The organism is Citrobacter sp. LJND-P06 (assembly GCF_058188415.1).
In genome coordinates, this window is sequence record NZ_CP187317.1 from 2944144 (window position 1) to 2959163 (window position 15020).

Genomic DNA, 15020 nt, shown 5'->3' on the forward strand with positions numbered 1-15020 from the left:
CCATGAAGCTCCGGCCCGGGCTAATCCCGGGTCGGAGCTTTTTTGCTTGTATAACGATGATAATACTCAAGAAACCGTCGCGTTCTTCTACGATAATACCGTTGCGCGCTGTAATGAATGCAATCCATACAGCCAACGCGATATCCACGCAACAGAGTGTTTCCCCCTTCCCATAAATCGCCAAAAAGAATCGCCCTGGGCCTTTGCCGATGATCGTTGATTTCACCGACAGCGTTCAGGTTGCAGCCCGCTTCTACCTGTCAGGCCGTTAAAGGAGATAATTATGCGCTTACTTATTTCAGGGATTTTACTGCTGTCCAGCCTGGGCGTGAATGCCGCTAACCGTTGCGATATTAACGCCATTGTGCAGCACGCGTGGCCGGATGCGAAACCGGCAGCGGAAGGGACGATAATCACCCGTGATAATCAGGTTATCGATATCACGGGCAACTCACCCCAAAGCGCGATTTGTCGCGTCTGGCCTGCCCAGCCTGAATTGACGCTTGCCGCTGTCCCCCTGATGTTCCAGGAGAAAAACGTCGATGAACACAATGGCGATCTGGAGCTACTGGTGCTCAACTCAGACACACTGGACGTTAAACAACGATTACACCTGCCAGATCGAATGAGTGATGATGCAATCCGCATTACGGGTATCGCACTGGATACCGCACGCTGGAAAGTGGCTCCCGGCCAAACCGCCTTTGGTCTGCACATTACCCGTAGCGGCAGCTCACGCGTTAATCCGATAGGTGAAGATGCGCTGTCGTTGTACGTCATTGAAAATGACCAACTACGCCGGGTATTAGCGGGGGTAGCGCTGGCGGCTAACAGCGGCGAATGGGACGGAAACTGTGCGGGAGAGTTTAACGATATCAAACGTACTCTTGCTATCGCCCCCTCTTCCCATAAGGGTTACGCCGATATCCGTGTCAGCGAAAAAAGTGTGGCATCCACAGCCTTTATTGACGCTAACGGTGAATGCACTGCGAAAGATACACTGAGTAAGGCCAACTGGACTCTGCGCTATGACGGGAAACAGTACACCGTCCCACAAACGCTGGCACCGTTGGAGTAAGCTCTTAACGACATAAAATTTTCCAACAGCGTATTTGCCGCGCGCACAACTGAAAAAATACGCTGCTTATGCGCTTTGCTGCACTCCCCTTCCACCACAACCGGTTGCGTGAAAGACAAGCCAGGAGTCAGGAAAAGTGCCTGACACGTCATGTTTTATGCTTATTTAAAGACGCCGTTTATCACCGAGGTGACAATCGCGGTGCTCAGTGCAATTAACACCAGATCCTCACCGACAATACGCCATTCATAACCCGGATAAGACGGTAACTGCCCCAGCATTGAAGAAGGCACCATTTTCTTTGCTATCCCCGGAGGCAGAGGCTTACCACGGGCATAGTTTTTGGCAATGCCGGGTGGCAGCGCTTTATATCCGGTTAAACCGTAATTAAGCGCCAGTGACCGTGCGCGATCGTAATTAATCCGAATAGAGACATCATCATCGACGTTCTTTTTATCCGCCTTTGACTTGCTCTCATTATTTTGTTTATTTCCATGGTTACCGGAATTTCCATTACCATGGTTGCCGCTGTTGCTTTTACCGCCGCCATTCCCGTTACCATTGCCAGGATCGGCGAGAACCGGAGCAGAAGCGAATGTTAAAGACAACATCACCGCCAACGCGGTAGTGAGAAAACGACGAGTTGACATGATTACTGCCTTTTAAAAGAAGTACCTGCCTGAATTATCGTTTCTCTCAGGAAGTAAACAATACGTAAAACTCTTAGATATGACAGCATAAAAAAAGCCTGTTTTTAACAGGCTTTTTTACGTCAGGCATGTGCCACAGGGGTTGGATGCTCGCCAGCCTTGCGCAGTAACATCAGCAGATAAATAAACGATACGCTGGCAATCATAATAAACAGCAAATTATCTGAATAATTTTGCATCAGCATGGCCGTAAATGAGGGCCCCAACAAACTGCCTACCGTGTAGCTCAGCAATAACGCCTGGTTCATCGCGACAAGCTGGTGCTGTCCGACCTTTTCACATGCCCATGCCATCGCCACCGGGTAAAGCGTAAAACCGGCGGCACCCAGAATAAACAACGCTGGTGCCATCGCAGCCTGCATCATCATGGCAAGACTGCCGAGGATCACCACAAAGACCTGGACACGTAAAACCAGTAGTCGACCAAATTTGTCCGCCAGACGGCCTATCGGCCATTGTCCCAGAATACCGGCGCTCACTAATACCGCCATCCAGAAGCCAATGCTGGCGTTACTGATCCCCTGGTGCTTGAGATACAGCGGCATCAGACCGTACAGTGAACCCAGCACAATTCCGGAAATAATGCAGCCATTCACGCCCAACCGCGCCTGGCGCAGCTTAAGCATAGAGACAATCGGCGTCGTGCTTTGGCCTTCAGACTGCTGATTCAAAATACGGGTAAAGAGCAGCGGCAGAATCCCCGCCAGAATCATACCGGTTACCCAGGGCAGCACGTTCATCAGATCCGTCGGCACTTTACTGACCAGCACCTGACCAAGAAACGTCCCCACGTAATAGACCATCATATAGGCCGCAAGTAACCGACCACGGTTTCTCGACGTGCCGCTACACATCAGCGCACTTTCGACAACGACCCAAATCATGGCGCAACCGACACCCGCGATAAAGCGCCAGGTCATCCAGCTCCAGAATCCCACCATCACGCCCAGCCCGACACAACCGACGGCAAAAATCAGCGACGCAATGTAATAGCTGCGATTAAACCCAAGGTGTTTAATTAAAAACCCGGTGAGTAATGTCCCTACCAGGTTCCCGGTAAAATAGGACGAACTGACAATGCCGACCTGCCAGGTCGGCAGATCTTCCTGGGCGAGCCATAGCGGGACGAGCGTGTTTAATACCGCTATCGCCAGAGTCAATAAAAGCAAGCCACACAGCAACAGCATGACAGGCCGGGTATAGGTGGACATGGATAAAAACCGTGAGGAAGTTCAAATTTCATGCGCATCATGCCACCGCAAAAAACATTGTCAATCGGCGAAATTAGCGGCACGACGGGGTTTCAGGACTATCGATTTGAAATACTGATTCTTAACATGAATGGATAGAAAGCAACAAATCTCAGGTTGTTGTTTTAATTGATCTAAAACAAAATCACCCCGTTTCGTTCAGTCGAAAAATTTCATGATTGAAAATGTCCTATTTTTCGTTCGTCAGACTCCTGGCCGTTAAAAAAGAAAAACCGGGGCAAAAGCCCCGGCTCAGATGATTGACACTCTGTATGCTTAGCTTAGCTCGCGACCGCCATACCAACTGTCATGTGTAAGCCGTAGAACACACCGCGACCAATCAACTCCCCCACCAACAGCAGGATAAACGCGACTGACAGCAGCGGTACTGCGGGCTGATACCCTTTGAGTTGCGGCAGGATCCAGCAGCACAGCGCGACAGCCAGCAGCACAATACGCCAGGCCATTAATGAACCGTAATCCGGCACCAGCGCAGATGCCTGCTGAATTGAGCTATGGAGAGTCGCCAGCTCAGCGCCCTGCATCACGGACATCATGGCACTGACAACCAGCGCCAGTACAGAAATCACCGGTAACAGTCGCATTGCCCATCCGTCCACACCCGCCAGGCGCAGCAGCAGATAACCCAATAACGGGCCACCCATGAACAGCGTCAGGAAGAAGCCTAACGGAGTCCACACGCTGTACCAGGTCGGTATGGTGTCGATGGTGTTATACACACGCACCATCATCCAGACAAAGACAACGCCCAGCACCATCGTCACAACCAGCCACAGATTACGCAGTGCGGGAGAGAGTTTCCTGAGCAGTGCCAGCAACCAGCCAATCCCACCAATGGCAAAGAAGAGAGAGCCGCTGGCAATTTCATTACTGAGCGCTGAAGATCCCACACGATTAAGCGAGTTAAAGGCGCGCATCGGTGAGCCCAGATGGAGCATAGAGGCAATAAAACCGATCCCCATCAGCACCCACAGGCCAAACATACAGGCAATGACCCGCTGCTGAGATTCAGCACGCAGATCCCCTTTCATCAGCGCTAATGCCATTACGATAAAACCGCCAGCCACACATTGTCCAAAGACCGTGAAGATCATTAGCGGCCATTCATGCCATCCACTTCCCATCTTACACCTCCTTCGGATTTGCCAGATAACCGGTGGTATCACCGGTCGGACGGCTATTGGCGTTAGGTTTAATCACAATACTGGGCTTCGTGAAATGCGCGCCCGGTAACGGTGCGACTGCGGCCAGTTCGCCATGTTTTTTACGCAACTCTTCAATCGGGCCGAAGTCCAGCGCACGCAGCGGGCAGGATTCCACGCAGATCGGTTTTTTACCGTCAGCAACGCGGTCGTGACAACCATCGCACTTGGTCATATGACCTTTGGCGGCATTGTATTGCGGCGCGCCGTACGGGCAGGCCATATGGCAATAACGGCAACCGATGCAGACATCTTCGTCTACCACCACAAAACCGTCTTCACGTTTATGCATCGCACCGCTTGGGCAGACCTTGGTACAGGCCGGATCTTCACAGTGGTTGCAGGCGATGGAGAGGTAATAGGCAAAGACATTCTGATGCCATACGCCGTTATCTTCCTGCCAGTCGCCGCCGGCATACTCGTAAATACGGCGGAAACTGACGTCCGGGGTTAAATCTTTGTAGTCTTTGCAGGCCAGTTCGCAGGTTTTGCAACCGGTGCAACGGCTGGAATCAATAAAAAATCCATACTGGGTTGTCATCGGTTACTCCTTAGACCTTTTCAACCTGAACGAGGTTGGTATGTGACGGATTTCCCTTCGCAAGAGGCGATGGGCGCTGTGTTGTCAGAACGTTAATGCATCCGCCCTGATCCACGCGTTTCGCATCCGGGTCATACCAGGCTCCTTCCCCCAGCGCGACAACGCCAGGCATCATACGCGGCGTGACTTTGGCTTCGATATGAAGCTCACCACGGCCATTGAAGATACGAACCTTGTCTCCGTTCTTGATGCCACGTTTTTGCGCATCCATCGGGTTAATCCACATTTCCTGACGACAGGACGCTTTCAGCACATCCACGTTGCCGTAAGTTGAGTGCACGCGAGACTTGTAGTGGAAGCCCGTCAACTGCAACGGATAGTCTTTGGTCAACGGATCGTTGTAGCTTTCAAAACCCGGCGCATAGATCGGCAGCGGATCGATCACATCACCTTCAGGCAATTCCCAGCTCGCCGCAATCTCTGCCAGCGCCTGCGAGTAGATCTCGATTTTACCGGACGGTGTCGTCAGTGGATTGGCCTGTGGGTCTTCACGGAACGCTTTGTACGCCACGTGATGCCCCTCAGGATCGCGCTGTTTAAAGATCCCTTGCTTGCGAAACTCTTCAAATGACGGAAGCTCTGGCATGGCTTTGCGCGACTGCTCATACAAATAGCGCATCCACCCTTCCTGGGTACGCCCTTCCGTAAACTGCTGCTCTACCCCCAGACGTTTTGCCAGCTCGCTGGTCATCTGATAGATAGTCTTACATTCAAAACGGGGCTTGATGGCTTCATCGGTGAAAATCACATACGACATATTCCCGCAGGAGGCATCCAGCGCAAAGTCCATCTGTTCAGATGCCGTGCAGTCAGGCAGCAAAATATCGGCATATTTCGCTGAAGAGGTCATATGGCAGTCGATGACGACAATCATTTCGCACTTCTTGTCATCCTGGAGAATTTCATGTGTGCGGTTGATTTCCGAGTGCTGGTTGATAAGACAGTTGCCCGCGTAGTTCCAGATCATTTTGATCGGCACATCAAGCTTGTCTTTACCACGCACACCGTCGCGCAGCGCGGTCATTTCCGGGCCGCGTTCAATCGCATCCGTCCACATGAACATCGAAATACTGGTTTCTACCGGGTTCTCCAGCGTCGGCATACGTTCAAACGGAACGTCATAAGAGCCTTCGCGTGCCCCGGTGTTGCCGCCGTTAATGCCGACGTTGCCGGTCAGTATCGCCAGCATGGAAATAGCGCGCGTCGCAATTTCACCATTCGCATGGCGCTGCGGCCCCCAGCCTTGCGAAATATAGGCCGGTTTAGCGCTGCCGATTTCACGGGCCAGTTTCACAATTCGTTCAGCCGGAATACCGGTAATTTGCGCGGCCCATTCAGGCGTTTTCGCAATACCGTCTTTACCTTGCCCCAGAATATACGCCTTGTAGTGACCATTTTTCGGCGCGCTGGCAGGTAAGGTTTTTTCGTCGTAACCCACACAGTATTTGTCGAGGAACGGCTGATCGACCATGTCTTCTGTAATCAGTACGTACGCCAGCGCATTAACCAGCGCCGCATCGGTACCCGGACGAATCGGGATCCATTCATCCTCTCGCCCTGCCCCGGTATCGGTGTAGCGCGGGTCGACGATTATCATTCGTGCATTTGATTTCTGACGTGCCTGTTCGAGGTAATACGTTACCCCGCCCCCGCTCATGCGGGTTTCGCCAGGGTTATTACCAAACAGTACGACCAGTTTACTGTTCTCAATATCAGAAGGGCTATTGCCATCCGCCCAGCCGCCGTAGGTGTAATTCAGTCCGGCCGCAATTTGCGCAGAAGAATAATCCCCATAATGGTTCAGATACCCACCGCAGCAGTTCATCAGACGCGCAACCAGCGTTTTGCCTGGCGGCCATGAACGCGTCATCGTACCGCCGAGCGTACCGGTGCCGTAGTTCAGGTAGATAGACTCGTTGCCATAGTCTTTGATCAAACGTTGCATATTGGTCGCGATGATCTCGTAGGCTTCATCCCAGCTAATACGCTCGAATTTGCCTTCTCCGCGCTGACCTACACGTTTCATCGGATATTTCAGGCGGTCAGGATTGTAGACACGTCGACGCATAGAGCGTCCACGCAGGCAGGCGCGTACCTGATGCAATCCTTCGTAATCATCATCACCGGTATTATCGGTTTCAACGTACTTGATTTCTCCATCCACCACATGCATGCGCAGTGGACAGCGGCTACCACAGTTTACCGTACAGGCGCTCCAGACCACTTTTTCGCTGGACTGGGCCGGGCTGATTGCTTCAGCGGCATTCGCGATTCGGGTAAATGGCAGGGTGAACGCGCTACTGGCTATTGCCAGTCCGCCTATCGCCGTCGTTTTTACCAAACCGCGACGACTCACCTCAGTTGCCAGTACGGCATCGGGGATCTTAGTTTTCATAATGGCTCACTCTGCTGCTCACATAACAAAGGCAATACTTCGTTGTGTAGTTATTTATATATCGATATTATCGCTATATATATTTATATATAATGAGTGTGATGAAATTCAGCGAAATCTGCTGAGTTTCATACGAAGCCAGTATTACCCCTAAGGGAGTATGGATTATTGTTCGGTATCAAACGGGCATAAAAAAAGCGCCCTGAGGCGCTTTTTTAACTCAAAGAAAGCAGTATTAGCCGATAAATTCCAGTCCGTTCATATACGGACGTAATACTTCCGGCACCGCGATGCGGCCATCTGCCTGCTGATAGTTTTCCATTACCGCCACCAGCGTACGACCAACCGCCAGACCAGAACCGTTCAGTGTATGAACCAGACGGGTCTTTTTGTCAGACTTGTTGCGGCAACGCGCCTGCATACGGCGAGCCTGGAAATCCCAGACGTTAGAGCAGGAAGAGATCTCGCGATAGGTATTCTGAGCCGGGATCCACACTTCCAGATCGTAGGTCTTACATGCGCCGAAGCCCATGTCACCGGTACACAGAACAATTTTGCGATACGGCAGACCCAGCAACTGAAGCACTTTCTCAGCATGGCCGGTCATCTCTTCCAGCGCGTCCATCGAATCTTCCGGACGAACGACCTGTACCATTTCAACTTTGTCGAACTGGTGCATACGGATCAGACCGCGCGTGTCGCGACCATAAGAACCCGCTTCAGAACGGAAGCACGGCGTATGCGCGGTCATTTTGATCGGCAGGTCGTCTTCGTCGATGATTTCATCGCGTACCAGGTTGGTCAGCGGCACTTCTGCGGTTGGGATCAGCGCATAGTTGCTGCTGTCGGATTCTTCTTCCAGCGGACGGGTATGGAACAGGTCACCGGCAAATTTCGGTAACTGACCTGTACCGTACAACGTATCGTGGTTCACCAGATACGGTACATAGTTTTCGCTGTAGCCGTGCTGTTCGGTGTGCAGATCCAGCATGAACTGCGACAGTGCGCGGTGCATACGGGCGATCTGACCTTTCATCACCACAAAGCGAGAGCCGGTCAGTTTAACCGCCGCGGCGAAATCGAGACCGCTGTGCATTTCGCCCAGGGTAACGTGGTCGCGAACGTCGAAATCGAATTCACGCGGGGTGCCCCAGCGGCTGACTTCAACGTTGTCGTTTTCGTCTTTACCGACCGGTACGTCATCGTGAGGGATGTTCGGGATGGTCAGCGCGATATCGCGGATTTCCGCCAGCAGCACATCCAGCTCAGATTTCGCGGCATCAAGCTGCTCACCGAGTTTGTTCACTTCCAGGCGTAATGGCTCGATATCTTCCCCGCGCGCTTTCGCCTGGCCAATGGATTTCGATCGCGAGTTGCGCTCTGCCTGCAGGTTTTCGGTTTCGACCTGCAGTACTTTACGACGCTCTTCAAGAGCGCGAAGTTTATCTACATCCAGCTTAAAGCCCCGGCGTGCCAGTTTTTCTGCGACTGCGTCTGGCTCGGTACGCAGCAGATTGGGATCGAGCATGCTTATCCTGTGCTTATCGAATTAAAAAAGGGAATGCAACCGCAGCCTGCGGTTGCAAAGATACATTGCCAACATTACCGCAACGCCTTCGCTAGCGGTAGCGTTTTGTGCGGCTATTTTGATCCTGTTCAGCGAGCCAGGCGAGCTTTTCGCCAATCTTACCTTCAAGACCCCGTTTAGTGGGATGGTAATACCGCGTTTGTGCCATTTCAGCCGGGAAATACTCTTCACCTGCGGCGTACGCGTTGGGCTCGTCATGGGCATAGCGATACTCCTGCCCATAACCCATTTCTTTCATCAGTTTGGTCGGTGCATTACGCAGGTGAACCGGCACGTCGAAATCCGGGCGTTCACGCGCATCGGCCATCGCGGCTTTGAACGCGGTATAAACAGCATTGCTTTTTGGCGCGCAGGCCAGGTAAACAATCGCCTGCGCAATCGCACGTTCACCTTCTGCCGGGCCAACGCGGGTGAAGCAGTCCCAGGCGGAGATAGCGACCTGCATAGCGCGTGGATCGGCATTACCCACATCTTCAGACGCAATAGCCAGAAGACGACGCGCAACGTACAGCGGATCGCCACCGGCGGTAATGATCCGGGCGTACCAGTAGAGCGCCGCATCCGGGGCACTGCCGCGAACGGACTTATGCAATGCGGAGATGAGGTCGTAAAAGCGGTCGCCTTTGTTATCAAAGCGCGCGCTGCGTTCCCCGGCGATTTCCGTCAACAGTTCCGTCTTAAGCGTGCGCTTGCCGGAATCATCCACTTCGGCCATATCGGCCATCATTTCAAGCGTATTTAACGCACGACGCGCATCGCCGTTAACCAGTTCGGCTATTGCCCGGCGTGTTTCATCCGGCAGGACGATATCCTGACCGCCATAGCCACGGGCTTTGTCTTCCATCGCCTGGCTCAGTACCTGCTCAATGTCGTCGGTGGTCAGCGATTTCAACAAATAGACGCGCGCTCGCGACAGCAACGCGGAGTTCAGCTCAAAGGAAGGGTTTTCAGTCGTGGCGCCGATAAAGGTGATGGTGCCGTCTTCAATATGCGGCAGAAACGCATCCTGCTGGCTTTTATTGAAGCGGTGAACTTCGTCGACAAACAGGATAGTACGACGGCCCGCGTTTCGGTTCTGACGAGCACGTTCAATGGCTTCGCGGATCTCTTTCACGCCAGAGGTAACAGCCGAAATACGTTCGACATCGGCGTTGGCATAACGGGCGATCACTTCAGCAAGGGTGGTTTTCCCGGTGCCAGGCGGCCCCCACAGGATCATTGAGTGCAGATGACCCGCCTCAATGGCGCGAGGTAATGGCTTACCCGCAGCCAGCAGATGCTGCTGACCAATATACTGCGCTAAATTTTCTGGCCGCATACGTGCGGCCAGTGGCTGAAAGGTATTATCAGAAAAATCGAGCGACAGATTGCTCACTCACAGGCCTCTACTTACGTTGGTCGTCTACCGTTACGCCTTGCGGAGGGGTAAAGGTAAATTTCGATGCTTCTACAGCGCCATTCTGCTGAGACTTCAGCTGATATTTGCTGCGCTGACCATCTTGCTCTACCGCACTAAACTGATGAATGGTGCCGTCACGACCGACATTGATGGTGAACTGCTTCAGGTTCCCATTGCTGGTTTTCGGCGTCAGGACGAAGTCATCACCGTTTTGCTTAATGTTGTATTGCTGCCAGTCGCTGGACTGGTTGCGGGCAATCAGCATAAACGGCGTATTGCCTGTCGCATCCTTCAACCACGTCGCCGTTGCCTGCTCGACAAAGGGGTTAAAGAACCAGAGAGTTTTACCGTCAGACACCAGAATACTCTCGTCGGGCTGCGTCATATGCCAGTTAAACAGATTTGGGCGCTTAACCCATAAATCCCCCTGGCCTTCCTGAACCGCTGCACCGCTACCGTCGGTCACTTTCTGAGTGAAACTGGCGTGGAAGCTGCTGACTTTATCCAGACGACTTTTCAGATCGCTGGCGGCATCGGCCCATACGCTGCTCACGACAAAGCTTGAGAGTAATGCACAGGTGATTGCGATTTTTTTCATTGTTATTCCTCAAAATACGTCACTCCCGATGGGGAGATCCCTCTGCTATCCATTCCAGGCCAAAAATCAGCATGAGGAAAGAAGAAAAGACTGAATTCTTATTTATTTACCGATCTTTGCAATCAATCAAAGGGAGGCGGAGCCAACACTTCACGATTGCCGTTATGACCTTGTTCGCTGACGATCCCCTGCGCCTCCATCTGCTCGATGATGCGCGCCGCACGGTTATAGCCAATGCGGAACTGGCGCTGTACGCCGGAGATCGACGCTTTACGTTTTTGGGTCACAAAATTGACGGCCTGATCGAATAAAGGATCCAGCTCTTCGCCACCGTCTAAGCCGCCACCGCCGCCTTCGCTTTCGCTATCGGAGGTGATGCCGTCGACGTACTGTGGACGACCACGCGCTTTCCAGTCCTGCACGACGGCGTGAACTTCTTCATCGCGAACGAACGCGCCGTGAACACGCACAGGTGTGCTGGAGTTCGGGGCGGAGTAAAGCATATCCCCCATCCCGAGCAGCGATTCCGCACCGCCCTGGTCGAGAATGGTACGAGAGTCGATCTTGCTCGACACCGTAAACGCAATACGCGTTGGTATGTTCGCTTTAATCAGGCCGGTAATAACATCAACCGACGGACGCTGCGTAGCCAGCACCAGGTGGATACCCGCCGCACGCGCTTTCTGCGCCAGTCGTGCGATCAGCTCTTCCACTTTTTTGCCGACGGTCATCATCAGGTCAGCAAATTCATCTACCAGCACAACGATATACGGCAGTTTTTCCAGTACCGGATGCGTGGCATCCATGCTGTCGCCCGGTTTCCAGTACGGGTCTGGAATCGGACGGCCCATGCGTTTCGCCTCGGCAATCTTCTCGTTGTAGCCCGCCAGGTTACGCACGCCCAACGCTGACATCAGCTTGTAGCGGCGTTCCATCTCGTTGACGCTCCAGCGCAGGGCGTTGGCGGCGTCTTTCATGTCGGTAACCACTTCCGTTAACAGATGCGGTATACCTTCATAAACCGAGAGCTCCAGCATTTTCGGGTCGATCATGATAAAGCGAACGTCTTCAGGCTGTGCTTTGTAGAGCATGCTGAGGATCATGGCGTTCACGCCGACCGATTTACCGGAACCAGTAGTACCGGCAACCAAGAGGTGCGGCATTTTCGCCAGGTCAGCCACGACGGGATCACCGGCAATGTCTTTACCCAACACCACGGAGAGCGGCGACGGGTTATCACGAAAGCGTGCGCAATCAAGCACTTCACGCAGATAAACGGTCTGACGTTTTTTGTTCGGCAATTCCAGACCTACGTAAGGTTTACCTGGAATCACTTCCACTACGCGCACCGCGACGGTAGACAGCGAACGGGCCAAATCGCGCGACAGGTTGGAAATACGCGCCGCTTTCACGCCCGGAGCCAGGTTCAGCTCGAAGCGGGTGATAACCGGGCCCGGTGAGTAGTTCACAACGTCTGCTTTAATACGGAAATCTGCCAGCCGCGCTTCGACCAGGCGAGCCATTTGCTCAAGCGCGAAGGTATCCACCGGCTCAATTTCCGTTGGCGGCGGCGTCAGCAGATCTAATGACGGCAGCGGCGTGGTCGGTTTAAGCGCCGGGCGACCGTCACCGTTACGCATCAGCAGCGGGTGAATCAGGCTTTCCTTTGGCTGCGGAGCAGGCTGCTGCGGCTGCTGATACTGCGGCGACTGTGCAACAGGCTGCTGTGGCTGCTGATATTGCGGCGGCTGTGCAACAGGCTGCTGTGGCTGCTGGTATTGCGGCGGCTGTGCAACAGGCTGTTGTGGCTGCTGATATTGCGGCGGTTGTGCAACAGGCTGCTGTGGCTGCTGATACTGCGGCGGCTGCGCAACAGATTGATGCGGCTGCTGATACTGCGGCGGCTGCGCAACAGGCTGCTGTGGCTGCTGGTATTGCGGTTGTTGAACAGGCGCAGACTCCGGCATCACACCTGGCGTAAACAACGGCTCATGCGGCCCCTCATCCACCAATGTTTTCATCGGTGAGAATTCAAAATCATCCAGCGAGAATGGATTCGCGCCTGACGGTTGCTCGCCGGAATAACGCTGTTGCTGTGAAGAGGCAAACTGGCGCGCCAGCTCGGCCTCAGCGCGGGTATCTTCGTCTTCCGGTTGAGAACCATCGTGCTGATACTCTTCGCCATAACGATGCTGCTGCGATTGCGCAAACTGGCGAGCCAGTTCATCTTGCTGCATCGCTTCGATTTCATCTTCAGAGTACTGCGTATCAGAATCGAGACGCTCCGCCTCGCGCGCTTTCTCTTCCGCCATTCGTTGAGACGGTAATTTGATGCCATACGATGCCAGTTCACGGCGCGTCGGAACACGCACACGATTTGGTCGCGGTAACTGCGGCCCAATACCTTCTTTAACCTGCGGACGCGGCGCACCATCCCCCGCGAGACTAAACACCGGTGCAGCCGCAGCGACTGCTGCCCCTGCCGCCAACGTCGCATCTTTCACGCCTGCCGCTAATGGCGCCGCCGCGGCAATGGATTCCACTGGCGGTATAGCCGCCGTCACAGGTGAAGAATACTTCACCGGCTCAGGTTCGTTCACGGGTTCAGGAATCGGCTGATACCACGCCGCAAGTTGCTCACGCTCACGCGCGCGCTTCTCTTCCACTTCTTCAAAATAGTAAAGCGGTGGGCGCGCAGGTTTAGATTCTTCAATCTCTGGCTCTGGCTCTACGGCAATGGGTTCCGGTTGCTGAACAGGCTCAGAGGAATGCACCGGCTCTTGTGGGTAAACCGGTTCAGGTTGCCAGCTTTGCTCCGCAACGGCTTCTTGTGGCTGCCATGGCGTTTGCGGTTGCGGCGCTACAGGCTGTTCGTAGCCAGGTTCCGCAACCGGGGGCGCATAATAGTGCGACTGAGGTTCAACTGGTGCGGGTTGCTGCCAGGGTTCATGAGCAGGAACCTGAGGTTGACCATATTGCGACGGTTGCGGATACCCTTCCGGTGCCGGAGCGATAACGGGGTCGGTATGTTCCGGCCCTGGTACAGGTTGCCATTGCATCTCAGGTGCAACAGGCACAGGTTCGGCGCCAGCAATCGACGGAGTTTGTAACGCGGGATCGGCAGGCGCAGCCCAGGCTTGCGTAGCGGCTGTCGCTACGGCGGCGGCTGCTACCGGCTCGGTGACCGAATGACCATTGAGCAACGGATCATATTCATCATACTCAGGCTGAGTCGCACGATGCCCGGAGAACAGCACGTCGTTAGGATCGGCAGGTACGCCACGCGCGCTGTATTCAATTTCCTCTTCATCATCCATGCGTTTGCCGGAAAACAGCGCCGCATCGGTATGACGACCGCGTGGATTGGTAAACTTTTCTGCCAGACGTTTGCGTCGAGCCAATGCGCCCCGGAGAATACGCGCGCGTCGGGACTCTCGTTTTACGCCGTCAGGTTCACCGGCAAACTCGTCGTCATCTTCATATTCTTCATCATCGACCCACGTATCATCACGACGGGTACGATTGCTGGCGAATGTCAGAAGATTGAGCAGCCAGCCGCCTAATTTTTCGGCAATGCTGACCCATGACCACCCCGTAAACAGCGTCAGACCGGCGGCCCAGATGCACAATAGCGCGATGGTTCCCCCACTGCTGTGCAGCACAGGTTGAAGCGTCGTGCTCAGCAGACTGCCGATCACGCCGCCAGAGGCAAAATACCAGATGTCATCAGCATTAATGGCCGCAAGACCGCAGGAGGTCAGAATGAGCGCCAGCACGCCAATCACGCGCAACGACACGGCAAAATAATCGATATATTCGTCGCTGGCCTGATGTCGCCAGGCAAACCAGCATCCCCCCACCATAATGACCGGGATGGTGTAAGCCATTACGCCGAAAATGAAGAACAAGGTGTCAGCCAGCCAGGCTCCCGGCATACCGCCCAGATTATGGATAGGTTCGTGCCATGCCGTCTGCGACCAACTGGGATCTGAGGGATTAAAGCTCAGTAAGGCAGCCATCAACCAGACGGCAAAAAGGGCAATAAGGATCAGCAACGCTTCCAGTAGTCGGCGCCCGCTGCTTAATTTTGTCAATGTGACTTCTTTGTCTTCAGTGTATTCCTGGCTCAAAAAAGGCTCTCCAGGTTTCAGGCTTTTCCTGCCCGATGCTAAAACGGA

The 15020-nt window shown here is 53.7% G+C and carries 10 protein-coding genes; 1 reads left to right on the forward strand and 9 read right to left on the reverse strand.

Annotation, left to right across the window (positions count from 1 at the left end; genetic code table 11):
- The first annotated feature begins 283 nt into the window (after positions 1 to 283).
- Positions 284 to 1078: a PA3715 family protein gene (locus tag ACO7SM_RS14110; RefSeq protein ID WP_490468062.1), complete on the forward strand. Its 795-nt coding sequence runs from the start codon at positions 284 to 286 to the stop codon at positions 1076 to 1078.
- 161 nt (positions 1079 to 1239) lie between these two features.
- Here the strand turns inward: ACO7SM_RS14110 and ACO7SM_RS14115 are convergent, their stop codons facing one another.
- The 9 genes from ACO7SM_RS14115 to ftsK all read right to left on the reverse strand — a co-directional run bounded on the left by ACO7SM_RS14115 (position 1240) and on the right by ftsK (position 14972).
- Complete coding sequence (locus tag ACO7SM_RS14115) at positions 1240 to 1728, reverse strand: anti-virulence regulator CigR family protein (protein WP_490468063.1); 489 nt, start codon at positions 1726 to 1728, stop codon at positions 1240 to 1242.
- 122 nt (positions 1729 to 1850) lie between these two features.
- Complete coding sequence (locus ACO7SM_RS14120; RefSeq protein WP_490468064.1) at positions 1851 to 2999, reverse strand: MFS transporter; 1149 nt, start codon at positions 2997 to 2999, stop codon at positions 1851 to 1853.
- A 320-nt stretch (positions 3000 to 3319) separates the two neighbouring features.
- The gene (locus ACO7SM_RS14125) at positions 3320 to 4183 is read right to left on the reverse strand and encodes a dimethyl sulfoxide reductase anchor subunit family protein (RefSeq protein ID WP_490468065.1); all 864 of its coding nucleotides are present in this window, start codon (positions 4181 to 4183) and stop codon (positions 3320 to 3322) included.
- Position 4184: 1 nt separating this feature from the next.
- Positions 4185 to 4802 (reverse strand): dimethylsulfoxide reductase iron-sulfur subunit DmsB, encoded by a 618-nt coding sequence (dmsB, locus tag ACO7SM_RS14130; protein ID WP_490468066.1) that lies wholly within the window; start codon positions 4800 to 4802, stop codon positions 4185 to 4187.
- Positions 4803 to 4812: 10 nt separating this feature from the next.
- On the reverse strand, positions 4813 to 7257 hold the full coding sequence (dmsA, locus tag ACO7SM_RS14135) for a dimethylsulfoxide reductase subunit A (protein WP_490468067.1): 2445 nt from the start codon (positions 7255 to 7257) through the stop codon (positions 4813 to 4815).
- 235 nt (positions 7258 to 7492) lie between these two features.
- The gene (gene serS / locus ACO7SM_RS14140; protein ID WP_490468068.1) at positions 7493 to 8785 is read right to left on the reverse strand and encodes a serine--tRNA ligase; all 1293 of its coding nucleotides are present in this window, start codon (positions 8783 to 8785) and stop codon (positions 7493 to 7495) included.
- A 91-nt stretch (positions 8786 to 8876) separates the two neighbouring features.
- The gene (gene rarA / locus ACO7SM_RS14145; protein ID WP_490468069.1) at positions 8877 to 10220 is read right to left on the reverse strand and encodes a replication-associated recombination protein RarA; all 1344 of its coding nucleotides are present in this window, start codon (positions 10218 to 10220) and stop codon (positions 8877 to 8879) included.
- Between the two features lie 10 nt (positions 10221 to 10230).
- Entirely contained in the window at positions 10231 to 10842 is a 612-nt protein-coding gene (lolA, locus tag ACO7SM_RS14150) for an outer membrane lipoprotein periplasmic chaperone LolA (protein ID WP_490468070.1), read from the reverse strand.
- Between the two features lie 122 nt (positions 10843 to 10964).
- Positions 10965 to 14972, reverse strand: a complete 4008-nt coding sequence (ftsK, locus tag ACO7SM_RS14155) for a DNA translocase FtsK (protein WP_490468071.1) — start codon at positions 14970 to 14972, stop codon at positions 10965 to 10967.
- Positions 14973 to 15020 lie beyond the last annotated feature (48 nt).